This is a genomic window from Dyadobacter sp. CY326 (genome assembly GCF_021390515.1).
Taxonomy (GTDB): Bacteria; Bacteroidota; Bacteroidia; order Cytophagales; family Spirosomataceae; genus Dyadobacter.
Genome location: NZ_JAJUXI010000004.1, coordinates 326746 through 352094, shown reverse-complemented (window position 1 = coordinate 352094; position 25349 = coordinate 326746). Strand labels below are relative to the sequence as shown.

The following is a 25349-nucleotide window of genomic DNA, read 5'->3' as shown; positions in this document are numbered from 1 at the left end:
GGCAAAAGCCTTTCAACTAACTTATAAAGCAATGCAATACAGAACACTAGGAAACTCCGAGCTGGAAGTTTCAGTAATTACCTTCGGCGCCTGGGCGGCGGGCGGATGGATGTGGGGCGGAACGGAACGCAGTGAAGCCGTGAAGGCAATCCAGGCTTCATATAATGTAGGCGTAACGTCAATCGACACGGCTCCGGTTTACGGCCAGGGACTGAGTGAAGAGATTGTTGGAGAAGCGATTAAGGACTTACCAAGAGACAAAGTCCAGATTCTGACCAAATATGGGATGCGCTGGGATCTCACAAAAGGCGATTTGGCAATGCATAGCAAAAACAATGCTGGCGAAGCCATCGACATTTATAAATATGCCGCAAAAGACAGCGTCATAAAAGAATGTGAAGACAGTCTCAGGCGCCTCGGAACAGATTACATTGACCTTTATCAAATCCATTGGCATGATAAAACGACGCCTATCGAAGAGACAATGGAAGCTGTTTCAGAGCTGATTAAGCAAGGAAAAGTGCGTTATGCCGGCGTTTGCAATTATGATGCGGATTTGATGCGAGAAGCGGCCAAATACATTGATCTTGTGTCTGACCAGGTGCCTTACAGCATGGTGAAACGCAACATTGAGCAGGAACTGGTGCCTTATTGCATTGAAAACAACAAGTCAATTGTTGCATACAGTCCGTTGGAACGTGGATTGTTGACGGGCAAAATGAAGCCAGGGCACCAGTTTGCGCCAGACGATCACCGCGCTTCGATATCTTTTTACAAAGATGAGAATCTAAGTCGTGTCAGTGAATTTCTGGACAACATTAAGCCCATCGCGGATGCAAAAGATGCGACCATCGGGCAGCTTGTTCTGAGATGGACCGTGGAGCAACCGGGAATCACAATTGCACTCGTTGGCGCCCGTGACGCTGATCAAGCACTTCAAAACGCTGCTGCCATGGATATTTCGCTGACTTCGGAAGAAATCGAAACGATAACAGGGCATTTAAATAAACTAGAATTGGTCAATTAAGGGAGCAAGTCGCTCCCTTTCTTTTGTTACCTTTGATTGGTTATTATCACCTAAAATCTAGCCTTTATTCCCCATTAATCTATGAACAAAAACATTCCTTTGCTTAAAAAATACCTTCCGCTCGCACTGGGAGGTCTGATGCTGACGGCCTCTATTGGATTAATGAGTAACAGCGGTTTTGAAGCCGAAAAACTTTCAGAAGCAAATCTCAAAGTCGACACCGTTGCCACTGGTTTAACCATGCCCTGGGCGTCTGCATTGCTTCCTAATGGCGATTTGCTCGTCACAGAACGCGGTGGAAAACTTCGTCTGGTGAAAGGCGGAAAATTGGATGCTCAGGAAATTTCCGGCATTCCCGAAGTTTATTACAAAGGCCAGGGCGGTTTGCTGGACATTGCGCTCCACCCCGATTATAAAACAAATGGCTGGATTTACATCAGTTATTCGTCGCCCAAAGCTGCTGGCGAGGAAGGTGACGACGGCGGTGCAAACACCGCATTGATTCGTGCCAAACTGAAAGACCATGCATTGACCGACATTCAGCAGATTTTCAAAGCAATCCCGAATGTAAAGGCGAATGTTCACTTTGGTGGACGAATTGTTTTTGACAAAAAAGGCTATGTTTTTCTGTCACTGGGAGAGCGCGGACAGAAACAAAATTCACAGGATCTGGCAAGAGATCAGGGCAAAGTGGTGAGGCTGCATGAAGATGGAAAAATCCCTACGGATAATCCATTTGTAAAAACAGAAGGCGCAAGGCCGGAGATCTGGACATATGGCCACCGCAATCCGCAAGGCATGATCATCCACCCCACGACTGGCGTAATCTGGGAACACGAGCACGGTCCACAAGGCGGTGATGAGCTTAATATCATTGAAAAAGGCAAAAATTATGGCTGGCCTTTAATCACTTACGGAATTGATTATGACAACAGCATTATCTCCAAAGACACTGCACGCGCCGGTTTGGAACAGCCGGTTACATATTGGAGACCATCCATCGCACCTTGCGGCATGACATTTCTGGCTGGCGATCAATACAAAGATTGGAAAGGCGATCTGCTTGTTGGATCATTGAAATTCATGTACTTGCAGCATTTGGTCGTGAAAGATAATAAGGTCGTTAGCCGCGAAATAATCTTTGATAAAATCGGCCGTGTGCGGGATGTGCGTCAAGGCTCGGATGGGAACATTTATGTTGTTTTGGAAAATTCTGGAAAAGTAGTCCGCATCAGCCCGAAATCGTAATCTTGCACGTGTTGGCGCGACCGTTGGCGCGAATGTCCACATTCGTGAATTGTTGGCGCGAATGTCCACATTCGTGCCGACTATTTTAAGGCCTCTGGCCGATGATGCACAATTGTTTGAAAAGTTGCTGCTTCCTCGGCCGGAGGCCTTAAAATAAGGAGCACGAATGTGGACATTCGCGCTAGCCGCGCTAGCCGGGTTGCATTTAAAATGACATTTTATGAAAAATATAATTGCAATAATATCCGTAGCAATATTCTGTTCTGCGATTTTTCCGCAGGATGACGAGCTTGCAAAAAGCATTGAGCGGGGCAAAATGATTTATTCTGAAAACTGCATAACCTGCCATATGGGCACTGGTGAGGGCGTTACAGGCACTTTTCCGCCTTTGGCAAAATCGGATTACCTTATGAAAACGCCCGAGAATGCGATTAAGGCAATCAAATATGGCTTGATGGGAAAAATCAAAGTGAACGGAGTGGATTACGACAACATGATGCCCAATCCCGGCTTAGGCAATGATGAAATTGCCGATGTTACCAACTACATAATGAACAACTGGGGCAATTCTTCCGAGAAGAAAATGGTTACCGAGAAAATGGTTGACGATATTAAAGAGAAGAAATAAAGCTCATAAGCCAAATTTCAAAGCAGGACTGCATTCGTGCATTCCTGCTTTTTTTGTTGGCAGTTGATGATCCGTTTTACCAAATCTTAAACCGCATGCGCCAGCATTAGTCGCGCTCCCTTGTTAAAGCGCTTGCTCAGCTTCTTATATTCGGCATGTACTTTTGCATCAGCATCAAACTCCTGCCCTACTTTTGTGAAGGCTTTCATTTCTGAGTAATCCTTGAAAATCCCCAGCGCTTTCAAAGCCATCATTGCCGCACCAACCGCTCCGGTTTCAACAGTTTCATTCAATTTTACTTCTTTGCCGAAAATATCTGAAAGCATTTGCACCCAAATCGGGCTGCGCGCGAAACCGCCATTTGCGTAAATCGTGGTAGTTTTCTGCATTTCCATCAGGATTTCGCCAATGCTGAACAGATTCAAGAGAATGCCCTCCATCACAGCCCGAGCGAAGTTGGCTCGCTTATGCTGAATGTCCAACCCTGAAAATCCGCCCCGAACGGTTGAACTCCAAAGTGGAGCACGCTCGCCAAGCAAATACGGATAAAAAAGCAGTCCATTCGCACCAGGGTTCACTTTGGAAGCCTCTTCAAAAACAGCATCATACTCCTCATTGGCAAAAAATGTATTCATCAACCATTCAAAAATTACAGCGCCATTATTGGAAGGGCCGCCAATAACGTAAGTTTCCTGATCCAGCACATAGCAGAAAGTCTGCATCATCGGATCGGAATAAGGCTTGTTGAAACTGATTCGCACTGCGGCGCTCGTGCCGATGGTGACGGCCATAGATCCGGTGTGAATGGCACCGCTTCCGAGGTTGGCGAGACAACCGTCGCTGGCGCCCATAATCAACTTCGTCCCCGCTGGCAACCCGATCGCATTTCCGTCAGGCAGACTTTCAATATGATAAGGCGAAACCGCTTCGGACAGCTTTTCGGGTTTCAACCCAAGCTTTTTAAGCGTATATGCGTCCCATTTCAGTTCCCTGATGTTGAACATTCCCGTTGCCGAAGCAATGGAATAGTCTACCACAAACTTCCCGGTAAGCCGATAAATGATGTATTCTTTGATTCCGACAAAACGGAAGGTCTTTTTATAAATTTCGGGCTCATTTTTCCGGAGCCAAAGCAATTTGCAAACCGGCGTCATGGCGTGCACCGGCGTGCCGTTGTTATAGTAAATTTTCTTCCCTACAATCGATGTTCGCAGTTTTAACGCAATGTCAGAGCTGCGGTTATCGGCCCAAATGATCAGTTGCGTAAGCTGTTTTCCATTTTTATCCAATGCCAGCACGCCATGCATGGCCGCGCTGAAACTTATGCCGAGCAATTCGCCCTTATCCTTACAAAAATCGGTGACGGTCTTTAACGTTTTACAAGCTGCTTCATAAATCTCCTCCGGATTTTGCTCACTCCAATCAGGTTTTGGATGGTGCATCTCATAACTTTCATTGTGCGAACTCAGGATGGCGCCTGAAATTGAATCAAAAGCAACAGATTTAACATTTGTCGTACCAATATCACAACCAATAATGTAGGGCATTTCTATTTGTTTTAATAGCAGCAACTGCGAAGGCTCGAATCGGCAGCGTTCAATTTTGACTAAAACAAATGTATGGATTCAATAGAAGAAATGCCTACAACGCTCTCACCATTCTTTCTGTTTTTGTTGAAACTCTGAAAGACTGGACAAACTTTTCAGTCCCATCCGTGAGCTCGAATGTGTACATGCCATCTTTCATGGTTGAAAGGTCAAAATACTTGTGATACTTCTTGTAAACCAATGTCTTTTCGGCAAAAATGATGTATTGCTCTTCATCGATGATGCGAACCGTGACACGGTCTGTCTTTGGATTCTTGTATTTGATCTCGAATTGCATAGGCTTAACCTGCATAACATAAAAGTCAGCAAAGTAGACTTCGTGCGTGTTGTTTGTTGATTGTGCGATCGCCGGCGTGGTTGCTGACAAAGATGCAAAGGCAATCAAGGCGGAAATAATGGTGGGTGTGACTTTCATTTGAATTTTAGTTTCTAAAAATTGTACAATGTTGATGAAGGACGTTCTTTTGACAAAATGATTTGCTGACGTTCCAGTTTAAATATAAACCCTATCAGAATCCAAGTCAAGTGCCAATGAACCAGCTATTTAAACTTATTTAAATAACAATTGTAAATCTTAGAATGGCTATATGATTATCGCCAGCACCATGCACATTGTTTGTATAATGCAATTTTTAGAAAAGAGGCGTCAAAAAAATCGAATTGTTGCCCGAATCTTGGCATGTATTTGTTATTTTCGCGGAGTTAAAAGCTTTCGAATTCAATTACCGATCATGTCAGATACAACACATCACGAATCCGGCTCGCTTTCAAGCGGCGTTTATATTGCAGCATTCATTATTCTTTTTCTGCTGCTGGCTGTGCTTGCAGACCTTTTTACTTTCATTTTGGGAACGATCGGATTGATAGTAACCTTCGCAGCATTTTACAAAGACAACAGCCACCACGACGAGCATCATTGACCATCGGGCAGACTTTGACATTTCAGTAAAGATCTTAACGTACGGCCAGTTCAGGAATGGATTGTAATATTTTCCATTCCAATTGGCCGTTTGTTTTATCCACCGACCACGATTCTTCAAAGACTGATTTATCCTCTAAATCACGATAATCGGCGGTTAAGACATTGCCTTTCAGCAACAACCGGACAAAACCATTGTATCCGAGGCGGTGGTTTTTGATCGTTTTGCGGACACGGCGGTCATAATAAGCAACCTTTCCAACATCCTCATTCGCAGGCATTTCAATCTCCACAGGCAAGCCGCCGTGACCAATGCAACGCCCATATGCTTGCGGCCCCTTGCCGTTTGTTCCATAATTATACACAACCATCCGGTGATCATGACCCCAAAGCCACACGATCGGGCGATCTGCACTGCCCAAAATCTCTCGAATTTGTTCGCCCGGCTTTGCATAATCCTCTCGAAAAGCAGAAATATAAGGGTGATGGCTCAAAAACAGCAATCCACGCTTATCCTCCGGATTGCCTAGTTGAACCACATCTCGAAGCCATTCGACTTGTTCTTTCTTCAAATGACAATCAGGCGGCGAAAGGATTTCGACGAAAGGCCTTCCCACAGAAGTGTAACCCGTGTCAATGCCGATGATGCGCCAATGTTCGTTTTCCAAACAGAAAAAACCAGCTTGCTGTGACTTTTTGACGCCGCCTTCCTGAATGTACATGGCAGGCAGCAAATGTTGGAAAAAAGCATTTCCATTGGAATACATTTCATGATTTCCAGAAAGCGCCAGGCTTCCCGAAGCACCAAAATACCAGGAAGCGTGCGGGGCCGTGAAATTCACTTCCACTTCTTTGGGAGCTCCCACGAAGTAAATGTCGCCCATATGAATACTGTAATCTGGTGCGTAACGCGCAACCAAATGCGCAACTGTGTCTGATTCCGTCGTGTCGCTCGCCCAGTCAGAAAGCAAGGCAATGCTGATTTCATCGCGCGATGGAATGGATGAAGTAAGCTTGTAGACGCCGCTATCCCCATTTCTTGGATAAGCCTGGTAAGGATGCCGCGGACCAAAGCGACTTTTGAGATAATGCCAGGCAAAGCCGAGCAGATTTGTCTTGAAAAAACCGGAAATTACATTGGTAACACTTGAAGTTGCTTTTACGTGTTTTTCATAAAGTTCCAGCTGGGTTTTAGCGTGGTTTTCTGCTTCTGTGTGGCCAAGGTCGAGATATTTTTTGGTTCTGTCTTCTGGTGATTCGGGCATATTAGGGTCTGCGGATGAAACGGAGTTTACCGGTAAATAAAATGATTAGTTGAGTAACGCCAATGGTTTTGGTGTAAAAATCCTCGCCAGCCGCGTGTGTGAATTACCGTTTATGAAGAATGAGGCTGAATATTGCCCAGGAATATTGACAATCGATCGGGTTCGAACTAACTTGGAACAAATAAATTAACCACCGTAAACACAAAATCCTATGAAAAAAATTACACTGACCTGCATGTTATTTTTCGCGGTAAGCGCTGCATTTGCGCAAACGATGATTGCCAAGCAAGTTGCCGATTGGGAAAGAGCCAAAGCCTATACGAAGGAATATCTGGACGCCATGCCTGAGGAAGGTTATGCGCTTAAACCAACACCCGAAATCCGTTCGTTTGCAGGCCAAATGGATCATATAGCAGATGTAAACTTCGCATTCATTGCCGGCGCATCAGGCAAGAAAAGTCCTTTCGAAGGATCGGCTGAGAAAATGACTGATCAATCCAAAGCGGCTGTTTCCAAAGTGGTTATGGACAGTTATGATTTTGCGATTGCAACCATAAAATCCATGTCAGAAGCAGATTTGGCGAAAGATGTAAAAGTTTTCGGGATGGATATGAAGGCAGGATCAGCGCTTGAAAAAGCATTCGAACACCAGACGCACCACCGTGGACAATCCACCGTCTACATTCGTTTAAAAGGCGCGACGCCTCCCAACGAAAAATTGTTTTAACCACAAAAAAGGGACCATGAGGTCCCTTTTTTTAAGCTTTTGCCTTTGATCGGATGTTGTACAAGTTGAGCGCAACAAAACTGTATAATTTTAGCGCCGCTGGCGGGATCACAAAGTCGCGGATCACTTCCTTTTTCCTCTCTGGCGAAGGATCTGCCATTGAGAGATATTTCAATGCATATTTAAGTCTAGGCCAATAAGTGTTGCCATATTCCCTCGAAAAAAGCAGTTTGTAATAATAAGTCGCGATGTTTTTCTTCAACTTATCATCGTATTTGTAATTAAGCTCTTTATTGATGTTGGAATAAAGCTGGATTCGGTTGAAAAGAAAATCAGCCCCATAATGGTTGTCCGCAAAGCTTGCTCCTCCCCTGTTTTTCCTGTAAACAGACATCACTTCGTCAATGTAACCAATTGGTCCGCGTGTGGCAAACATGATGTTGCGTGGAATATCGCCGCTTGTTGACAAGTTAGTCCATTCAGGATCAGGATTTTTAGCAAAATCCTCACGACGAAACATCAAACTGGAAGTGGCAATAAAACAAAGCTCATCTTCTCCAACAAGATCCTCAACGGTTACTTCCGGCTTCGAAAGTGTATTGACCAGATAAGGCGGCGCCGCATTGTCATCAAAAATGACTTTTGCATTGTGATAGGACGCGGAATAATGCGGATTTGCGTCTAGCATTTCAACCTGTTTTTGCAGCTTATGCGGTGAAATCAAATAATCATCGCCATCAAATTGCGCAATATATTCGCCCTTTGCTGCTGCAAATGTGGACAGTGCATTGAATTTGCCGTTCAGCCCCATATTTTTTGAATGCAGCAAAAGCCTGATCTTGTCAGGAAATCGCTGCTGGTAATCTTTCAAAATGGCTGCCGTGTTATCTTTCGAGCAGTCATCGCCCACAACTATTTCAAAAGGAAATGTAGTCTGCTGCATTAAAATCGAGTCCAGCATTTGTGCTACAAACTTTTCGTGGTTGTAAGTGACAACACACACACTCACTTTTATCATATTTACTAGTCAATATTAAAGCGCTTTGCGCAGCAAATTTAAATGTTTTATTCCCATTTACCCGAATTGAGGCGCTTACCCCTCCATACAGCGCGAAAACGCGTGTTTGAGGGAATTAACTCTCATCACGTTGAAATAAATCCCTGCAAAGATCATTAATTTGATATAGTTACTTTACGAAATTCACAAAACAATAACAAGAGCAATGCCTTCAATCACAACCGACATTAAAAAGCCTCTTTTCAGATCACCAGCCATATTTACACGATTTGCAGGACTTATCGCAGCGGAAAGCACGCGGCATGGGGGTGTCAGTGAAGGTCCATATAAATCGCTAAACTTGGGAGGCTCAACGCAGGATGCACCTGAAAATGTCCTTGAAAACAACAAACGCTTCTTTAACGCATTGCATGTTCCGTTTGAAACAGTGGCGAAGTCGCATCAGATGCATGACGATAAAATTTTGAATGTTGTGGAAGCGGGAAGATATGAAGGTTATGATGCGTTAGTGACCAATTTGCCTAACATTCAACTCGCCGTAACCATTGCGGACTGCACACCGATCCTCATTTACGATCCTGTAACAAGAAGCGTTGCCGCCATTCATGCGGGCTGGCGCGGCACGGTAAAACGCATTGTTTCAAAGACTGTCTTTATGCTCCAATCAACATTCGGGGCCAATCCCCAGGAATGTCTGGCTTACGTCGGAACTTGTATTGATGAATGTTCTTTTGAAGTAGGCGAGGACGTTTCAGATCATTTTGAAGGCAATTACAAGCGATTTGATCCTGAAAAAGGAAAGTTTTTAGTCGATTTAAAACGATCTAACCGCGACCAGTTGATCGAATCGGGATTTTTGGAAAGCAACATTGAAATTTCCCCCTACTCCACCGTATTGAATAACGACGATTATTTTTCTTATCGTTTTGAGAAGGGGATCACAGGCAGGCTGCTGGCGACAATTGGCTTGGTAGATTAATGCGCTTAAAAAAAAATCAGCACCCGAAGGATGCTGATTTTTTTGGATTGCTATCTCGTTATTCCGCAGACTGAGTCTCAGGCGCAGCCGGAGCTGGCGTAGTTTCCGGACGGGCATTGGCACGAGGCGCAGCTGATTTGCCGGCAGCAACGGTTTTAGCCACAACGGGCTTCGTAGGAGCCGCAACCGTAGTTTTTGAAGACGCGTCAGCAACTAGTGCAGCTATTTTTGCAGCTTTTTCTTTTTTGCTTTCCTTCTTGCCTTTATCATTGCCCTTTAATTTTTTCGCCTCATTCTTAGCTTCCTTCTCTTTCTTTTTGATTGTTTCCTTTTCAAACTTCGCTACTTTTTTGGCCAGTTTAGCAGCAGCTCTCTCAATGGATTTTTTTATCTTTTTGGAACCCGCAGAAACAGCGGCGATTTTGTCAGAAAGCGTTTCTGCAATCTCGGTTGATAATTTTTTAGTGGCAGATTTCATAATCTAGTTTTAAGATACAATAAACACATGCACCCGGATCCGGCTGCAAACAGGCTGCGAAGAGGAGAAACGCACACCTGTTAATAACCTGCAATTAAGTTTTATAAATTTATAATCACCAAATATTCCATGTTATATTTATGTTATTTTTTTCCTTACAAATTCCCAGAATACGATCCCAGCGGACACAGACACATTAAATGAATGTTTGGTGCCAAACTGCGGGATTTCGAGACAGCCGTCTGACGCCGCAATTACATCATCTGCAACGCCTTCCACTTCATTTCCAAAGACAAACGCATATGGCTTTTCCGGTTCGGGAGTGAAATTTTGCAGTAAGACGCTGCCCTCCGCCTGCTCCACGCACAGCACCTTGTAACCATCCGCCTTCAACTGCTTCACAGCTTCCAACGTTTCTGGATATTTCTCCCAATCAACTGACAACTCGGCTCCAATGGCACTGCGTGTAATTTCACGATGGGGCGGGCTTTGGGTGTAGCCGCATAAAATAATCTTCTCCGCCCGGAATGCATCTGCTGTTCTGAAAAACGATCCTACATTGGCCAGACTGCGAATGTTGTCCAACACAATGACAAAAGGAAATTTATCCGATTCCTTAAATTCCTCAACCGACAGCCGGTTCATTTCCTCAATATGCAGTTTCCGCATGAGTTATCAACTATTATTTGATCCACAAACCTACGCCAAAGATGACCATTACTGCACAAAACCTCACAAAAAAACCCTGCACTTGACGGTGCAGGGTTTACAATGGCGTATCAATTTTATTTAATCTTCGTGATCAGTTCTACGATATTTTTAACTCCCAGTTTCTCAAATATCCGTGCTTTGTAAGTACTAACGGTCGAGAGTTGCAGGTTAAGTTTTTCTGCGATTTTGGCAGTTCCTAATCCTTCTTTCAAAAGATTCATCACATCCGTTTCTCTTGGGGAAAGGCTTACAACCGGGTCCGGGAGAAACTCTCTTGGATTAATGAGCCTGTTGATATTCATTTGCTGCATATCTTCGCTCATATATTTTTTGTTATTCAAAACGCTCATTACGGCCGTTTTGAACTCTTCTTCCGGCGCATCTTTGGACAAGTAACCGTCCGCACCCGCCTGAAGATACATTAAGCCGTATTGCTGCTCATCATAACTAGAGAACATCAATATCCTGATTCCAGGAGATTTATGACGAATGGTCTCAACCATCTTCGTCGTGTTTCCACCTGGTATATTTATATCCAGAATCAGCAGGTCATATTTTTTGACTTCTAATTCCTGAAGTATCTTGTCAAAATCGTCAACATCGGAAATAGTAGATTCCGGAATGAGTGATTTGAGGAGGTGTTTGGTGCCAATTCTTACCACGGCGTGGTCTTCGGCAATCAGTATGTGTTTCATGTATGGGTTTAAGTCCAATTTAGATACGAAAAATGCAGGTGCCGTTGCAAATAGGCGTTATTTTACAAAAATAGCAATCGGCATTGTATTAAACATAAAAATTATAAAATTAGTATAGGATAATTAAAGAAGTAAAAGAATTAAGTGTCTAAAACCTGGGTCTCTGGACACACACTGCCTATTAGTGGCTCAAAATTAACTATTTAGCGCACATTATCGCACACTTTCCAAATCTTAAACAGAAACAGGCAGGGCTTGTTGTCCAAATTTGCTCTGGCCAAGTGCCCGAAATTAAGACTTTTGATTTCGAGCCGCATCTCTATTTTGAGCCGGCCCACGCACTAACGCAGACAAATGAACGCCTGCATTCATTTTATCTTTTTCGAGAGAATCGGACAAAACCTGTTGCCGTTTTTCATTGCAGCAAGCAAGCAAACGATGTCTGGATTTCGCCGCCCAATGCACCATTCGGCGGAATTCAATGCGCGGATGATTGCTCCGCAGATGAACTCGCGTTTTTTCTGCATTTCATCAAAAGCACAATTTTCAAGCAAGGGGCTAACAAACTGATTATTAAATCTGCGCCAACTTGTTACGAACCTAAGTTAGCCGATTTGTTAACACAATGTTATGTTAATACTAACTTTCTTGCCATTCGGGCCTGTACAAATACTTTTATTCCAGTGTCGTTTGCCGATTTTAGAGACCGCATTGTACCAGCCGAGCAACGAAGGCTGAGAAAAGCGAGGCGATGCGGCCTGACAGCTGGTTTGGCAAATAAGCTTCCTTCGGCACTTATTTACCGCTTTCTTACTGAATGTCGTGCGCAGCAAGGATATTGCATTTCGCTTACCTTGAATCAGGTTGAGACATTAAGATCACAATTTCCTGAAAACTTCTCTGTTTTTGTCGTCCGCGATGCGCTTAAAATCATTGCATTGACATTGACCGTTCGGGTCAACAAGCGCGTCCTGTATAATTTCCTCTGCTCCTATTTGCCGGAATATCGCGCACACAGTCCGACTGTGATCCTTCTTGAAACAGTTTACAATTATTGCCGGCAGGAAAAAATCGAAATCCTGGATCTCGGCATTTCGGTTGATGATCAAGGAAATTTCAAACCATCATTGCACCGATTCAAGCGAAATGTTGGCGGTCAGGATTGCCTGAAAATCACTTATGAAATCGATTTTTGAATCAAATTTCTAGACAATTTCCGTCCCGGTAAAAAACGCTCGTGCAAGTTTCAATGCCCACGATGGGCGCCATTCCGATAAAATCCAGCCTTCTGAAACCGCGTTCTTTTAAATATTCTTTGGCCTTTTGATACCATTCCCTTTCCGAATTGTCCAGAATCAGCACGCCGTCGGAAGTCAAATAATCGACAGCGAAGTTGGCGCACTTCACACGGTTACGGCCATCGACAATGATGATGTTATAAAGCTCGCCAGATTCCTTAACGGACTCAATATAGGTGTCTCCCAACGGTTTTTCAACGACTTTCGCGTTTGCAGGAAGCTTAAGTTTTATTTGTTTGATCCAACCACCGTCGTGCTCCACAGCCGTAATGTGCTTTATACGTGCGGCGTACCAGCGTGTGGAGTTTCCAGAACCATATTCAAAAACGGTGAAATCAGGCTTCAACCGCGGTTTAAGGAACAAAATAAATGGATAAGTATACCAGGGAAGCGGGTCGCCGTTTGCGTCAACGGATTGCTTGGTGTGAAAACTTCTGAACCAGCCATATTGCTTCAAAGCGCCATCCAAAAAAAGCTGCACACTGCCGCCCAGGCCAACTCCATTCAAAAAGTCCCAGGTGTTATTTTTTATTTTTTTAATCATTACAAATCAAACAGTTGACGCTTACCGGCACAAACGTACGAATTAATGTACTTTTCTCTCAAAATTGTCACGATCCGTTCGGCAGCATTCCCGTCCCAGAAATCAGGGATTCGGCCTTTCTTGCTGTTTCCTTCCATAAGGTGTTTGGCCAGCATTAATACGGATGTCGCATTCCAATCAGGCAACAAATGGTTGGTGCCGACTTCAACTGTAACGGGCCGTTCTGTATTTTGTCTTAATGTAATGCACGGCACTTGCAGAAATGTCGTTTCCTCCTGGATTCCACCAGAATCTGTAACCACAAGCAATGCATTTTTCGTCAATTCCAAAAATTCTAGATAGCCCTGCGGTTTCAGTAATTCTAGATTTGCAATGTGCTCCAATTGCGGGGTGAGTCCATTCTGAGCAAAATTTTTCAATGTTCTTGGATGAATGGGAAAGATTACCGGCCCAAGCTCCGACAGGTTTTCAATCATTTTCACAATTTCTCTCAGCACGGCAGGATTGTCCACATTGGCAGGCCGGTGAAGTGTGAGTAAAATGTAGGGATCTTTTGCAATGCACTTATCCCGCATTTTTGAACAGCAATAAACCAGCGAATCGATCATTACATTGCCGACAAAATGCATTTTGTGCAAACCAATGTTCTCTTTCATCAGATTAAAAATCGCTGCCTGCTCCGTTACAAAAAGCTGATCAGCAATGGCATCAGTAAGAGTTCTATTGATTTCCTCGGGCATTTGCTTATCACCGCTTCTCAATCCCGCCTCCACATGAGCGATGGGAATATGCTCTTTTGCGGCAACCAATGCACAGGCCAATGTGGAGTTTACATCGCCCACAACGAGCACAAGATCAGGACTTTCAAGCATTAAAATTTTCTCAAATTCCAGCATCATGCACGCCGTCTGCTGCGCATGTGATCCATTGCTTACGCCAAGAAAATAATCCGGTTTGGGGAGATCGAGCTGCTCGAAAAAGACGCCTGACATTTCGTAATCGTGGTGTTGACCGGTGTGAACGATCTTGGATTGGATGTCGGCATAACGCGAAAAAGCGCGATGGATAGGCGCTATTTTCATAAAATTGGGACGTGCCCCAACAATATTTAAAACTTTCAAGATATAGTGTGTTAAGTAAGAATCGCAAAGTTATCAGAATCGCGCTGACAAACTAATAGAATGCGCGGGTTAGGCTATCTTGCTGTTTTTGTCTTATTTCGCTTGTTAATCAATCGCGCCTTCATGGGGATTATTGTACGTCAGGGTTTTAAGAGTTCAATCGTTTCTTACGTTGGCGTTGTCATCGGGATTTTCAACATTCTGATACTCTACAACCAGTTTTTGACGCAAGAGCAATTGGGTTTATATGCCTCCACGCTGCTGACTTTTCCCGTGATTTACATGTCATTTGCATTGCTGGGCGTGCCTTCCGTTGCCGTTCGTTTTCACAGCAGATTCGAGGATCACGAGTCGCGCAGGCAGCTTTTTACATTTATCATTATAACGCCGCTCGTTGGGCTGGCTGCTTTTGCGGCGCTTTATTTGCTTTTTAAGCCGCTTTATCTCAAATTTTACCTTGACCATTCACCCATGCTGGTTAAGTATTATTACGTTTTTATTCCGCTCACGGTCGGCATGGTTTATTTGCTCGCGCTTGAATCTTACTCGCGGATCAATTTGCGCATTGCTGTCCCGTCGCTTATTCGTGAAGTCGGATTGCGTTTGTTCAACAGCCTGGTTGTCGTCCTGTTTGGTTACAAAATCATCACATTCGACACCATGGTCAACCTCACCGTTCTTAGCTACGGGCTGGCCATTGCAGCAATGCTCATTTATTTGCATCTCCAAAAACGCCTGTACACCTCTCTTGATTTTGGTTTTGTAAAACATCCTGCATTCAAAGAAATGTATCGCTACGGACTCTGGGTTTTGCTCGGCGGCGCAAGCGCTGCATTGCTTCCGCACATTGAAAAAGTACTGCTTCCAGCCTTCAAAGGCGGATTGGGCAGCACCGCAATTTTCGACATTGCATCGCGCATTGCATTGGTAATCTCCATTCCAAGAAACAGCATTGTCATGATCAGCGCACCCATTATTTCGCAGGCATATGCCCGAAACGACATCGCACACATTGACACGATTTACAAAAAATCATCCCTTAACCTCTTCATTATCGGCTCATTCCTGTTTCTAGGGATCTGGACCAATATTGACGCCATCTTCGGCATTATTCCAAAATCAGACATTTACGCGCAGGGAAAATGGGTTGTGCTTATGGTTGGCATTTCAAGGATTGCGGACATGATGACCGGCTTAAACTCCGAAATACTCACGAACTCGCGCTTTTATCGCTACGATATTGTGTTCATGCTTTTTTTCACGATCCTGATCCTGTTTAGCAGCCAGTTTCTGATCCCGCTTTATGGCTTCAATGGCGCAGCGGCAGCCGCTCTCTTTTCAACGGTCGTTTATAACTTTGTAAAACTGTTTTTTATCAAACAAAAGCTTGGCATACAACCATTTACAGTCGGAACGCTTAAAGTGATCATTTTGGGAACGGCGGCTTTTCTGGTTGCCCGTTACATGCCATTTCCGGAAGCTAACGATCTTATAAGCACCATTATGGTCATTTTGGCGCGATCAGTGATCATTACGGTCATTTTTGGGGGTGGAATTTTACTTTGGAATGTGTCGGAAGATATCTCCGCAGGATTCAGCAGCGGCTGGAAATTAATTAAGACAAGTATTCTGAGGATCAAATAAGAGACCGTTATCTTTGAAGATTAAAGCGTTCGTTCACGTCCGTTTTTACATTTTATCAATTTCTGATGTCGTTAAAGGAAAAAATTATTGCCGGCGTGCTGAAACAGCCTTTCAGTTTATATCAACTGACCACTTACGATCCTGCAAAGCCGGTTAATATGGTGGTTGGATCAATGTATTCACTTTACAAAGGCTGGATTCACTCTGACATTGAGACGCTTAACCTTTTGATAGAGAGCGATTGGCAAAAATATTTCAACGAAAACTCCATTGATAAAATCCTGGCCGAGCACGTTTGGGAACATTTGACTGAAGAAGAAGGCAGGCTTGCATTCAAGCATTGTCACACTTATCTGAAACCGGGCGGATTTTTGCGCGTCGCAGTGCCTGATGGGTTCAATCCAAGCGAGGAATATATTGATTATGTAAAGCCCGGCGGCACAGGCAATGGAGCCGACGACCATAAACTTTTGTATAATTATCAAATCATGTCGCGCTCGCTGGAAAGCGTTGGCTTTACGGTGAAATTGCTTGAATATTTTGATGAAAACGGGCAATTTCATAAAGCGCCATGGAGCCCGGAAGACGGCATGGTCAGGCGTTCGGCAGACCATGACAGCCGCAATGCTGGCGGCAAGCTGGGTTACACTTCTTTGATCATTGATGCTTATAAAAGCTGATAAATGAGTTTGCCCGCCAATTTAGCGCCCATCGTTTTGTTTTGTTTCAATCGTCCTGCACATTTGGCGCAGACGATCGAGGCTTTGCAGCAAAATGAGCTGGCAGCTGAAAGCGACCTCATCATTTATTCGGACGGGCCGAAAAAGCAGTCTGACGAAGCGTTGATTGAAGAACTAAGAAGTTATTTGAAAAATATTCAAGGGTTTAAGACAATAAAAGTAATTAAGTCAGAAAGAAATAATGGCTTGGCAGCGTCGGTTATCAATGGTGTGACGGAGGTTTTGAAGGAATTCAAAAAAGCAATTGTGCTGGAAGATGACATGCTGAGCGCGCCTGATTTTCTGACATTCATGAATGAAGCGCTGGAAGCTTACGAGTCCCGAAACGACATTTTTTCAGTCTCCGCTTATGGCCCACCGATTTCATTGCCAGTCAATTACAAAAAGGATTTATATCTGGCGCCGCGGGCGAGCTCGTGGGGCTGGGGAACATGGCTTAACAGATGGGAAAAGGCTGATTGGGAGGTCAATGCATTTTCAGAATTAACCAAAAACAAAATAGAACGCGATAAATTTACAAGTGGCGGCGAGGATCTTTGGCCCATGCTCGTCAAGCAGCAGCGCAAAGTGATCGACTCGTGGGCAATTCGCTGGACTTACAGTCAATTTTTGAACAATGCATTTGGCGTTTATCCCGTGCATTCGAAAATCCGGAACATCGGCACCGACGGCAGCGGCACAAATTTCACTTTCAAAACCGGCTATTATGGCTCCGAAATGCTTGCTGGCAAAATTGACATTGACCCAAACATTCAGCCTGATAATGAAGTGATTGCGTCCTTCCACGATTATTACAAACTCCCGCTAACATTAAAGATTAAAAACCGGATCAAATACAGGATCTGATCCAAATCAAACATTATGTACTGGCTGCGCTATCTTCTTAAAGAACCCTTTACAGCTTTGCGGACGTCCACAAACCGTGAGTTTATGGGGTTGCTGCTCAAATATGGCAACGGCCGCAGGCATACATTGACGCAGGTTGAATTCGGCAATTTCAAGCTGACCGTGCCGGACACCATGTCGTTTCTATGGCAGCATAAAGAGATTTTTGCGGATGAATTTTACTATTTCGAATCAGTGGATCAGTATCCGGTGATTTTTGATTGCGGAGCCAATGTTGGGATGAGTGTTTTGTATTTTAAAAAGCTGTTTCCAAAAGCCCAAATCACTGCTTTCGAGGCTGAACCGCAGATTGCAGCGTTGCTTCAAAACAATCTGAAAAACAACCAGATTGCAGATGTCAAAATCATCGATAAGGCCGTCTGGACGGACGATCAAGGCATCTGGTTTGGCAGCGAATCAGCCGATTCGTCTTCCATTCATTCCCTATCCGAGAAGAAAAAAGTGCCCTCCATTCGATTAAAAGACTTTTTGTTGGCAGAAAGCCACATTGATTTTCTTAAAATTGACATCGAGGGCGCAGAAATAGAAGTGCTTCACGATTGCCGCCACGCATTAGGTCATGTCAAGAATTTGTTTGTAGAATTTCATTCATACATTGGCAACCCGCAAGGCCTGGCCAACATCATCCAGATTTTCGAAGAAAACGGCTTCCGCTACTACATCGACACCAACCAGCATCGCTTAAAGCCATTTACAAACCATCGCTATCGCGGAAACGACGTAATGGATCTACAACTCAATATTTTCGGCTGGCGGGAGTGAATTGTTACATTTCTGCGTACAACGCTGGTTCATTGCATGCTGCAAATTAAAGATTGAATACTCTACCAAAAAAATTTCAGAAAAGGCGTGACCGAGGTAAAAATGTCTCGTATTAGTCAGAGGACTAATCAAATCATTTTTTCTTCACGTTATGGAATTATCAGTTATTCAAAGCAAAGTCATTTTGCTGCGCGGACAACGCGTGCTATTGGACTTCGACTTAGCAGCATTATATCAAGTTGAAAATAAAGCACTAAAACAAGCAGTTCGTCGAAACATATCAAGATTTCCGGATGACTTTATGTTCGAATTGACCAATGAAGAACTCGAAAACTTGAGGTCACAAATTGTGACCTCAAGTTTGGGAGGCACAAGATATGCGCCCTTTGCTTTTACTGAACAAGGAGTTGCAATGTTGTCGAGCGTCTTAAAAAGTGAGAAAGCCGTTCAAATGAATATTATGATCATGCGCGCATTCGTCATGATGAGACAATATCACACTGATTATAAAGACATCAGTGATCGCCTCATCAAGCTAGAAAACGAAATGAACGTAAAATTTAGCGACGTGAATGATGCATTGAATTTCTTGATAAGTCCCGAAGGCAGGCGTCGATCCTTAATTGGGTTCAACAGGGAAGAATCAGAATAATAATCCCTTACCTAGCATAAGGATTTTTTGGAAAAATGTGGATTTGGAAACCGTCTTTTTTCATTGCTTCCATCACGTTTTGAGATGGTAACTTCTTGAAGATGACGGCGCATAGGACTTGTGATGGCATTAGGGAGAACTTTGTAAGGAAGTTATGGAATGCCAGCTTTTTCTTGATTTTGCGGAATGCGGACGAGGAATCGTCTGCTTTGTCTTTGCTGTAAGATGGGTGATAATAATTGTTGTTAATGCCTTTGAATGCAACTGCCGGCAACCCCATTCCGTTGGCTAACTTATCCATTTCCCTTTCCGAAAGCTTGAAAACATAGTTTCCAACTTCTTCGAACGAATAACGGTTTTTCCAATATTTTTGAAGCAATGTCGTGTCAAAACGGTCGAAAATATTCCTTAATGCAAGCAGTAAAGGCATTTTAGAGATCGGGTCGTGTGGCTCGACCAATATGACGGCTTCGCGCGCAACGCGCAGCATTTCATAAACGCCCAGATAAGGCCTCGGAAAATGATGATAAGCTTCTTTGCAAAAAATATAATCGTACGTGTTATCGCCAAAACTCAGCTTTTCGACATTTTCAACAGAATAATAATCAAAAAAGCCACGTGCCTGCGATAAGGGCAAAAACGTGCCGGAAATATCTGTGGCAGTCGTTTCAAGCCCTTGCCTATGGAAATAGTTGGCGTCAAAGCCATAACCGTCGCCAACCGTCAGCCAGGATTTCTTTTCAATCGTAAACGGTGCGGTCAGTTCGAGCTGTCGGCGGTGGATCCAATGGTTGATGGTCTTGTGCTGCTCATCGTATTCCCATAATTCAATGGCCCTGTCCTTCGCTTCCTGAGTCGCATATTGCACCTCGTACCAACCTGAATGCGCCTCATGGCTTTGCTTTTCCGTAGACATCTTACTGTATTTCCTATTTTTTGATAAAGATACTTTTAAGGATAAAACTTATTTAACCGCATAACTATTTAATTTTAGATTTTCCTAAAATCAACATTCACATTAAATGGTGCTTCACCTCAGTACTTTTCACCTGGAAGGAGGAGCAGGAGTTGCTGCCGCGCGATTGCACCGCGCGCTGCTGAAATCGGGCGTAGATTCTAATTTGCTTGTCCCCAATGCGCAGCGTCAGGAGGCTAAAACAGCCGGGCTTTCGAACACGAAAACACAGTCCAGAATGTCCTGGGCGCGTTTTGTCGGTGAAAGGCTTTACTTTTATCCGCAAGAAAAAGATGCTTCAATCCGTTTTGCGTTCTCGCCCGCAGAAGTGGGGACGGATATTAGTCGGCACCCGCTTGTGCAGGCGGCTGACATCATCCATTTGCACTGGATCAATTTTGGTTTTTTGTCCATGCATTCGCTTGATAAGCTCTTTGCATTGGGAAAGCCGGTCGTTTGGACGTTGCATGATATGTGGACTTTTACCGGCGGCTGCCATTACAGCAGAGGCTGCGAGCGCTTTTTAAACCATTGCCAATATTGCCCTTATCTCGCAAAACCAGACGAATATGACATTGCTTTTCAGCAATTTGAGCGCAAACAAGACATTTATTCAAAAACAAAAATAGCCCTCGTTTCGCCGAGTCAATGGCTGGATAAGCTGGTCAAAAGTGCTGCATTAACCGAAAATCTGCAATCGCTTAGCATTCCGAATTGCATTGACACAACATTATTTAAACCACTTGATAAAATAGAAATCAGGAGAAAACTTAACCTTCCGGAATCGAAAAAACTGATCCTTTTCGCTGGTGCAAATACGGCCGATCCGAGAAAGGGTTTTAAGTTTTTCAAACAAGCATTGGACAAAATCGGGGCACTTTCGAATGATACGGAAGTGCTTGTGCTGGGAAAGGCCAATGCTGAAATGATGGCTTCTTTTCCCCTTCCGCTGCATTATTTGGGCAAAATATCTGATCCTGCGGAAATGGTTAATGTCTATAATGCGGCTAATTTGATTGTCGTTCCGTCTTTGGAAGATAACCTTCCCAACACGATTATGGAGGCAATGGCTTGCGGCACGCCTGCTGTCGGATTTGCAACCGGCGGCATTCCCGAAATGATTGAGCATCAGGTCAATGGTTACATTGCTTTGCAAGGTTCAGCGGAGTCGCTTGCAGATGGAATCATCTGGGTTTTGAATGATGAAAATCACACAGCCTTGTCGCAAAGTGCGCGTGAGAAAGTGATTCAATTGTATTCTGAAAGTGTTGTAGCCGCTCAGTATCAACAACTTTACCAATCGCTGCTGCCACATGAATGATGCCCCGCTGCTCACGATCGTTACGATTACTTTCAATGCGGAAAAGTTTCTGGAACGCACATTGCGAAGTGTGGATGCAGCGCTCCAAAATGTTGGCGAGCCCGAACGTTTGGAATATCTGATTATCGATGCAAAATCGAGAGACAAGACATTGGAAATTGCCAATCGTTTCACATTCATTTCCAACATTGTTTCCGAACCAGACCGCGGACTGTATGATGCCATGAACAAAGGGCTCGCACTTGCGCAGGGAAAATATGTTTGGTTTTTGAATGCAGGCGATGAAATCTTTGATTCTAATGTCCTAGCAAGACTATTTCCTGAGCTTTATCGCAATGCGGAAGTCGTTTATAGCGATGCAATGCTTGTTCGCCAAGACGGAAGCGAGGTTGGACTTCGAAGCCGCGTCACGCCTCACACCTTGCCGGAAGATTTGAAATGGCAGGATTTTGCATTGGGCATGAAGGTTTGTCACCAGGCATTTATCGCTAAAAAATCAATTGCACCGCTTTATGACATTGAAAATCTCAGCGCAGACATTGACTGGGAAATCGAATGTTTGAAGCACTCGGCCCAAACGAAATATTTGCCTTTTGTGCTTTGCCGCTATTTGGTCGGCGGGTTGTCCGTTCAAAATCACCGCCGCTCCCTCCTCGACCGGTTCAAGGTTTTGAACAAACATTTTGGCTTTTTCCCCACCGTTGCCAACCATTTCCGCATCTTGCTGCGCGGCTTCATCTTCGCCCGAACAAAAGGACGCTATTGGTAGATTAATGCAATTTTACTCCATTCCAGATTAAGATCTTCTGGCCTCAATTTGCATTGAGACGTGAACTTTTCCGAGCAAATCAGCGCTCTTTTCTTACAATATTTACAAAAACAAATAACCTTTGTTTGGCCAATCGCCACACACAAAATTTTGATTTTCTGGCGGAAACCATATATTTGTTCTAGGTAATTTCAAATAACCAAATCTAGCTATTATGAAAAAAGTTCTGCTATTAGCAATGTTTTGTTTGCTTAGCACGTGGATGTCCGTAAATGGGCAGAGTGTGAGGATAACCGGAAAAGTTACAACTGACGGAGAAAATTCAGCCTTGCCGGGCGCGTCGGTTCAGGTCAAAGGATCAACGACAGGAACGCAAACGGATGCGAATGGAAATTATGAGATCGGCGTGCCTTCTTCCAATGCTGTGCTGATATTTAGCTTTGTCGGAATGCTTTCGCAGGAGGTCACAGTGGGAAGCCAAAGTGTGATCAATGTGACACTGGCCAGCGACACGCGGAGCCTGAGCGAAGTGGTTGTAACAGGTTTTGGCTCGCAAATTAAGCGCGACGTAACCGGCAACATTGCTCAGGTTAAGGGCACAGAAATCCAGAATATGCCGGTTGCCAGTGTCGATGCGGCTTTGCAAGGACGCGCTGCGGGCGTTTACGTAAATAGCGGAACCGGTAAATTGGGCCAGGCGATTAATGTCCGCATTCGAGGCAACTCTTCTATCAGTGCCAGCAGTCAGCCTTTGTATGTTGTTGACGGAATGCCCATTACAACATCGAACCAGAGCAATAGCGACGGCGGTGGCACCAACCCACTTTCTGACATCAATTCCAATGACATTGAATCCATCGAAATCTTAAAAGATGCTTCTGCGGGCGCCATTTACGGCTCACGCGCTGCGAATGGTGTTGTTTTGATCACCACAAAACGCGGGAAAGCCGGAAAAACGAATGTGAGCGTCAACTATCAATTGGGATCTTCGGAGGCAACGAGACGCGTTGATTTCCTTAATGCTGAGCAATATGTGAAGTTTTACACCATGGCGGCAAACAACCGCGACCGCATTGACGGCGTAGAAACCAGCGATCCGGATTCTTACACGCAATATATTCTTGGCGAAGGCGGATTTCTGGATTATTACAGCCTTGGAACTTACAACACGCCCAACCAGAAAGAATATCTCTGGCAAGATCAGGCTTTTCAAAAAGGGCCGATGCAGCAGCTTGATTTCCAATTGAATGGTGGAAGTGAGAAAACGAAATTCTTTTTGTCGGGTCAATATCTGGATCAAAAAGGGACCATTATCGGCAACAAACTGGACCGGCTTTCCACGCGCATGAACCTGGATCACCAGGCTTATAACTGGCTTCAAGTGGGTTTGTCAATGGGACTTTCAAGAACGGTTAACAAGCGTTTACCGGGCGATAATGCGTTTTCTAACCCATTGCAAATGGCTGCATTAACGCCTTTAACGCCATTTACAGATCCCGCTACTGGCTTGCCAACGGGAACACCTCCCGGCGAAGTGGGCATTCCGCTTTATTTCAATCCAATGATCTCGATCAAGTATGCGAGCTTCGTTGCGACTTCGTTCCGAAACCTGACGAATGCCTATGCGCAGATCAACATTGTGCCGGGCTTACGGTTTCGCAGTGAACTGGGCATTGATTTACTTAATCAAAATGAAGAAAGTTATTACCAAAGCCAGAATATTCGGAACGTGAGCAATGCGAGCAGCGGCTTGGGCGAAAATTATGGAACATTCGTGACCAATTATAACACGAATAATTTCATCTCATTTGATAAAGTTGTGGGCCCGCACACATTCGATGCGACTTTGGGGATGTCTTACCAGCAATCGCAGACGAAGGTGAGCTTTGTGGAAGGAACGCAATTTCCATCCAATGCTTACAAGAAAATAGAAAGTGCGGCAACGAAATCAGACGGCGGTTCAACGGAAACCAACTTCCGTTTCCTTTCTTACTTTTTGCGTCTGAACTACAAATTGTCTGAAAAATATCTTTTGGCAGCGAGCGCGCGGATCGATGGTTCATCGCGATTTGGAGCTAATTCGCGTTATGGATTTTTCCCGTCGGTTTCTGCTGGCTGGGTGCTTAGCGAAGAAAATTTCCTCAAAGACAATGACGTGCTAAGCTTCCTGAAACTACGTGGAAGTTACGGTTCTACGGGAAATTCGGAAATCGGCGATTTTCCACAGCTGGGCTTGTTCGCGGGAGATGCAGGTTACGCAGGTGCGGCCGGACAGCGTCCATCGCAGCTTAGTAACCCGAATTTGAAATGGGAAACGACCAGACAATCTGACTTCGGCATTGATTTTGGCTTGTTTAATAACCGTATCAATGGTGAAATTGATTATTATGAAAAGAAAACGAACGGACTTTTACTCGAAGTGAACGTTCCTTCAAGCACCGGTTTCTCGATCCAGGTTGCGAATGTTGGTAAACTGGAAAACAAAGGCTTTGAATTTGTGCTTAACACGCAAAACCTGGTTGGTAAATTTAAATGGAGCACTTCGTTTAACATTGCCAACAACAAAAACAAGGTTACCGACATTCAGGGCCAGGTTATTGAGGGCGGAATCCGCAGCATGAGCCGTGTAATGGAAGGCCAGCCCGTGGGCGTGTTTTATACGGTCGAATATGCGGGTGTGGACCCTGCGAATGGCGATGCGCTTTTTTACAAAAACACACCCGGAACCGATGGATCTCTTGATCGCACAACGGTTACCAACAGTGGCTACAACAGCGCCCAGCGCGTAGTTGCCGGCAATCCAAACCCAAAGTTTGTGGGCGGGATTACGAACACATTTTCATTCGCAGGTTTTGATCTGAATGTATTTTTCAATGGTGTGGCAGGCAACAAGATCAATTTTTACGGTGTAGGTCAATATTCATCTGCAAACGGAATTTACGAGGATAATCAGACTGCCGATCAGCTGAATGCATGGACGCCAGAAAACACGAACACAGACGTTCCCGAGGCGCGTTTTTATCAAGGAAATGGCAATCAGGCTTCAACGAGATACATTTTGGATGGTTCTTACTTGCGTTTGCGGTCGATGACATTGGGTTACAACCTGCCTGCTGCGATTACAAGCAAACTGAAAATGGAACGTGTGCGCGTGTATGTTTCGGGTTTGAACCTGGCAACATTTACCAATTACAAAGGATGGGATCCGGAAGTTAATACGGATGATTTGAGCGAAAGAGACAACAAGTTTGCGGTTGGAAACGACTTTTACACTGCTCCTCAGCCACGCACCGTGTTAGTTGGTATTAATGTTGGATTCTAGAAGCTCTTTTGCT

25 protein-coding genes are annotated in these 25349 nt (G+C 44.3%); 15 read left to right on the top strand and 10 right to left on the bottom strand.

The genetic code is table 11. The features are described from left to right. The first annotated feature begins 31 nt into the window (after positions 1-31). The 3 genes from LZG73_RS09840 to LZG73_RS09830 all read left to right on the top strand — a co-directional run bounded on the left by LZG73_RS09840 (position 32) and on the right by LZG73_RS09830 (position 2903). Positions 32-1027, top strand: coding sequence for an aldo/keto reductase (locus LZG73_RS09840; RefSeq protein ID WP_233848245.1), 996 nt, complete (start codon positions 32-34; stop codon positions 1025-1027). An 81-nt stretch (positions 1028-1108) separates the two neighbouring features. After that, positions 1109-2275 carry a PQQ-dependent sugar dehydrogenase gene (locus tag LZG73_RS09835; RefSeq protein WP_233848235.1) on the top strand — a complete coding sequence of 389 codons (1167 nt, stop codon included), beginning with the start codon at positions 1109-1111 and terminating at the stop codon, positions 2273-2275. A gap of 220 nt (positions 2276-2495) precedes the next feature. Beyond that, positions 2496-2903 (top strand): cytochrome c, encoded by a 408-nt coding sequence (locus tag LZG73_RS09830; protein ID WP_233848232.1) that lies wholly within the window; start codon positions 2496-2498, stop codon positions 2901-2903. 86 nt (positions 2904-2989) lie between these two features. Here the strand turns inward: LZG73_RS09830 and LZG73_RS09825 are convergent, their stop codons facing one another. Together LZG73_RS09825 and LZG73_RS09820 are read right to left on the bottom strand one after the other, a co-directional pair. Further along, positions 2990-4450 carry a gluconokinase gene (locus tag LZG73_RS09825; RefSeq protein WP_233848230.1) on the bottom strand — a complete coding sequence of 487 codons (1461 nt, stop codon included), beginning with the start codon at positions 4448-4450 and terminating at the stop codon, positions 2990-2992. Between the two features lie 94 nt (positions 4451-4544). Then, a complete protein-coding gene (locus LZG73_RS09820) occupies positions 4545-4925 on the bottom strand; it encodes a hypothetical protein (protein WP_233848228.1) in 381 nt (126 codons plus the stop codon). Positions 4926-5241: 316 nt separating this feature from the next. Here LZG73_RS09820 and LZG73_RS09815 point away from each other — a divergent pair, with 316 nt between their 5' ends. Beyond that, positions 5242-5430 carry a hypothetical protein gene (locus LZG73_RS09815; RefSeq protein ID WP_233848224.1) on the top strand — a complete coding sequence of 63 codons (189 nt, stop codon included), beginning with the start codon at positions 5242-5244 and terminating at the stop codon, positions 5428-5430. A gap of 34 nt (positions 5431-5464) precedes the next feature. On the opposite strand, the gene LZG73_RS09810 is transcribed toward LZG73_RS09815, so the two are convergent. Continuing rightward, a complete protein-coding gene (locus tag LZG73_RS09810; protein WP_233848223.1) occupies positions 5465-6694 on the bottom strand; it encodes a metallophosphoesterase in 1230 nt (409 codons plus the stop codon). A 211-nt stretch (positions 6695-6905) separates the two neighbouring features. Between LZG73_RS09810 and LZG73_RS09805 the strand changes: the two genes are divergently transcribed. Continuing rightward, entirely contained in the window at positions 6906-7421 is a 516-nt protein-coding gene (locus LZG73_RS09805; RefSeq protein ID WP_233848222.1) for a DinB family protein, read from the top strand. 31 nt (positions 7422-7452) lie between these two features. Here the strand turns inward: LZG73_RS09805 and LZG73_RS09800 are convergent, their stop codons facing one another. Further along, positions 7453-8439, bottom strand: a complete 987-nt coding sequence (locus LZG73_RS09800; protein WP_233848221.1) for a glycosyltransferase family 2 protein — start codon at positions 8437-8439, stop codon at positions 7453-7455. A 205-nt stretch (positions 8440-8644) separates the two neighbouring features. Here LZG73_RS09800 and pgeF point away from each other — a divergent pair, with 205 nt between their 5' ends. After that, entirely contained in the window at positions 8645-9418 is a 774-nt protein-coding gene (gene pgeF, locus LZG73_RS09795) for a peptidoglycan editing factor PgeF (RefSeq protein WP_233848212.1), read from the top strand. A 58-nt stretch (positions 9419-9476) separates the two neighbouring features. Here pgeF and LZG73_RS09790 read toward each other — a convergent pair whose 3' ends face one another. From LZG73_RS09790 to LZG73_RS09780, 3 genes are all read right to left on the bottom strand, one after another. Beyond that, positions 9477-9896, bottom strand: coding sequence for a histone H1/H5 family protein, HCT subfamily (locus LZG73_RS09790; protein WP_233848207.1), 420 nt, complete (start codon positions 9894-9896; stop codon positions 9477-9479). 138 nt (positions 9897-10034) lie between these two features. Next, positions 10035-10565 (bottom strand): RNA methyltransferase, encoded by a 531-nt coding sequence (locus tag LZG73_RS09785; RefSeq protein ID WP_233848206.1) that lies wholly within the window; start codon positions 10563-10565, stop codon positions 10035-10037. A 116-nt stretch (positions 10566-10681) separates the two neighbouring features. Continuing rightward, complete coding sequence (locus LZG73_RS09780; protein ID WP_233848204.1) at positions 10682-11302, bottom strand: response regulator transcription factor; 621 nt, start codon at positions 11300-11302, stop codon at positions 10682-10684. A 281-nt stretch (positions 11303-11583) separates the two neighbouring features. Between LZG73_RS09780 and LZG73_RS25580 the strand changes: the two genes are divergently transcribed. Beyond that, positions 11584-12498 (top strand): GNAT family N-acetyltransferase, encoded by a 915-nt coding sequence (locus LZG73_RS25580; RefSeq protein WP_233848202.1) that lies wholly within the window; start codon positions 11584-11586, stop codon positions 12496-12498. A gap of 1 nt (position 12499) precedes the next feature. On the opposite strand, the gene LZG73_RS09770 is transcribed toward LZG73_RS25580, so the two are convergent. Further along, a complete protein-coding gene (locus LZG73_RS09770; protein WP_233848201.1) occupies positions 12500-13144 on the bottom strand; it encodes an FkbM family methyltransferase in 645 nt (214 codons plus the stop codon). After that, on the bottom strand, positions 13144-14265 hold the full coding sequence (wecB, locus tag LZG73_RS09765; RefSeq protein WP_233848199.1) for a non-hydrolyzing UDP-N-acetylglucosamine 2-epimerase: 1122 nt from the start codon (positions 14263-14265) through the stop codon (positions 13144-13146). Before wecB ends, LZG73_RS09770 begins: the two co-directional genes overlap by 1 nt. Positions 14266-14388: 123 nt before the next feature. Between wecB and LZG73_RS09760 the strand changes: the two genes are divergently transcribed. The 5 genes from LZG73_RS09760 (at position 14389) to LZG73_RS09740 (ending at position 18969) form a co-directional block, all read left to right on the top strand. Continuing rightward, on the top strand, positions 14389-15909 hold the full coding sequence (locus LZG73_RS09760) for a lipopolysaccharide biosynthesis protein (RefSeq protein ID WP_233848195.1): 1521 nt from the start codon (positions 14389-14391) through the stop codon (positions 15907-15909). A gap of 65 nt (positions 15910-15974) precedes the next feature. Beyond that, positions 15975-16589, top strand: coding sequence for a methyltransferase domain-containing protein (locus LZG73_RS09755; RefSeq protein ID WP_233848191.1), 615 nt, complete (start codon positions 15975-15977; stop codon positions 16587-16589). Between the two features lie 3 nt (positions 16590-16592). Further along, positions 16593-17495, top strand: coding sequence for a glycosyltransferase (locus tag LZG73_RS09750; protein WP_233848185.1), 903 nt, complete (start codon positions 16593-16595; stop codon positions 17493-17495). A 15-nt stretch (positions 17496-17510) separates the two neighbouring features. Further along, positions 17511-18317, top strand: a complete 807-nt coding sequence (locus LZG73_RS09745; protein ID WP_233848184.1) for an FkbM family methyltransferase — start codon at positions 17511-17513, stop codon at positions 18315-18317. 151 nt (positions 18318-18468) lie between these two features. Beyond that, positions 18469-18969, top strand: a complete 501-nt coding sequence (locus LZG73_RS09740) for an ORF6N domain-containing protein (RefSeq protein WP_233848180.1) — start codon at positions 18469-18471, stop codon at positions 18967-18969. Positions 18970-18976: 7 nt separating this feature from the next. Here the strand turns inward: LZG73_RS09740 and LZG73_RS09735 are convergent, their stop codons facing one another. Next, positions 18977-19885 carry a class I SAM-dependent methyltransferase gene (locus tag LZG73_RS09735; protein WP_233848178.1) on the bottom strand — a complete coding sequence of 303 codons (909 nt, stop codon included), beginning with the start codon at positions 19883-19885 and terminating at the stop codon, positions 18977-18979. 106 nt (positions 19886-19991) lie between these two features. On the opposite strand from LZG73_RS09735, the gene LZG73_RS09730 reads away from it, so the two are divergent. The 3 genes from LZG73_RS09730 to LZG73_RS09720 all read left to right on the top strand — a co-directional run bounded on the left by LZG73_RS09730 (position 19992) and on the right by LZG73_RS09720 (position 25336). Next, positions 19992-21245, top strand: coding sequence for a glycosyltransferase family 4 protein (locus LZG73_RS09730; RefSeq protein ID WP_233848176.1), 1254 nt, complete (start codon positions 19992-19994; stop codon positions 21243-21245). Next, positions 21238-22014 carry a glycosyltransferase family 2 protein gene (locus LZG73_RS09725; protein ID WP_233848174.1) on the top strand — a complete coding sequence of 259 codons (777 nt, stop codon included), beginning with the start codon at positions 21238-21240 and terminating at the stop codon, positions 22012-22014. Before LZG73_RS09730 ends, LZG73_RS09725 begins: the two co-directional genes overlap by 8 nt. 214 nt (positions 22015-22228) lie before the next feature. Continuing rightward, the gene (locus LZG73_RS09720; RefSeq protein WP_233848172.1) at positions 22229-25336 is read left to right on the top strand and encodes a TonB-dependent receptor; all 3108 of its coding nucleotides are present in this window, start codon (positions 22229-22231) and stop codon (positions 25334-25336) included. The last annotated feature ends 13 nt before the right edge of the window (positions 25337-25349 follow it).

Excerpts from the sequence above, each read along its gene's own strand:
- LZG73_RS09840 (WP_233848245.1), top strand. The coding sequence starts at position 32 with ATGCAATACAGAACACTAGGAAACTCCGAGCTGGAAGTTTCAGTAATT.
- LZG73_RS09835 (WP_233848235.1), top strand. The coding sequence starts at position 1,109 with ATGAACAAAAACATTCCTTTGCTTAAAAAATACCTTCCGCTCGCACTG.
- LZG73_RS09830 (WP_233848232.1), top strand. The coding sequence starts at position 2,496 with ATGAAAAATATAATTGCAATAATATCCGTAGCAATATTCTGTTCTGCG.
- LZG73_RS09825 (WP_233848230.1), bottom strand. The coding sequence starts at position 4,450 with ATGCCCTACATTATTGGTTGTGATATTGGTACGACAAATGTTAAATCT.
- LZG73_RS09820 (WP_233848228.1), bottom strand. The coding sequence starts at position 4,925 with ATGAAAGTCACACCCACCATTATTTCCGCCTTGATTGCCTTTGCATCT.
- LZG73_RS09815 (WP_233848224.1), top strand. The coding sequence starts at position 5,242 with ATGTCAGATACAACACATCACGAATCCGGCTCGCTTTCAAGCGGCGTT.
- LZG73_RS09810 (WP_233848223.1), bottom strand. The coding sequence starts at position 6,694 with ATGCCCGAATCACCAGAAGACAGAACCAAAAAATATCTCGACCTTGGC.
- LZG73_RS09805 (WP_233848222.1), top strand. The coding sequence starts at position 6,906 with ATGAAAAAAATTACACTGACCTGCATGTTATTTTTCGCGGTAAGCGCT.
- LZG73_RS09800 (WP_233848221.1), bottom strand. The coding sequence starts at position 8,439 with ATGATAAAAGTGAGTGTGTGTGTTGTCACTTACAACCACGAAAAGTTT.
- pgeF (WP_233848212.1), top strand. The coding sequence starts at position 8,645 with ATGCCTTCAATCACAACCGACATTAAAAAGCCTCTTTTCAGATCACCA.
- LZG73_RS09790 (WP_233848207.1), bottom strand. The coding sequence starts at position 9,896 with ATGAAATCTGCCACTAAAAAATTATCAACCGAGATTGCAGAAACGCTT.
- LZG73_RS09785 (WP_233848206.1), bottom strand. The coding sequence starts at position 10,565 with ATGCGGAAACTGCATATTGAGGAAATGAACCGGCTGTCGGTTGAGGAA.
- LZG73_RS09780 (WP_233848204.1), bottom strand. The coding sequence starts at position 11,302 with ATGAAACACATACTGATTGCCGAAGACCACGCCGTGGTAAGAATTGGC.
- LZG73_RS09770 (WP_233848201.1), bottom strand. The coding sequence starts at position 13,144 with ATGATTAAAAAAATAAAAAATAACACCTGGGACTTTTTGAATGGAGTT.
- LZG73_RS09760 (WP_233848195.1), top strand. The coding sequence starts at position 14,389 with ATGGGGATTATTGTACGTCAGGGTTTTAAGAGTTCAATCGTTTCTTAC.
- LZG73_RS09755 (WP_233848191.1), top strand. The coding sequence starts at position 15,975 with ATGTCGTTAAAGGAAAAAATTATTGCCGGCGTGCTGAAACAGCCTTTC.
- LZG73_RS09750 (WP_233848185.1), top strand. The coding sequence starts at position 16,593 with ATGAGTTTGCCCGCCAATTTAGCGCCCATCGTTTTGTTTTGTTTCAAT.
- LZG73_RS09745 (WP_233848184.1), top strand. The coding sequence starts at position 17,511 with ATGTACTGGCTGCGCTATCTTCTTAAAGAACCCTTTACAGCTTTGCGG.
- LZG73_RS09740 (WP_233848180.1), top strand. The coding sequence starts at position 18,469 with ATGGAATTATCAGTTATTCAAAGCAAAGTCATTTTGCTGCGCGGACAA.
- LZG73_RS09735 (WP_233848178.1), bottom strand. The coding sequence starts at position 19,885 with ATGTCTACGGAAAAGCAAAGCCATGAGGCGCATTCAGGTTGGTACGAG.
- LZG73_RS09730 (WP_233848176.1), top strand. The coding sequence starts at position 19,992 with ATGGTGCTTCACCTCAGTACTTTTCACCTGGAAGGAGGAGCAGGAGTT.
- LZG73_RS09725 (WP_233848174.1), top strand. The coding sequence starts at position 21,238 with ATGAATGATGCCCCGCTGCTCACGATCGTTACGATTACTTTCAATGCG.
- LZG73_RS09720 (WP_233848172.1), top strand. The coding sequence starts at position 22,229 with ATGAAAAAAGTTCTGCTATTAGCAATGTTTTGTTTGCTTAGCACGTGG.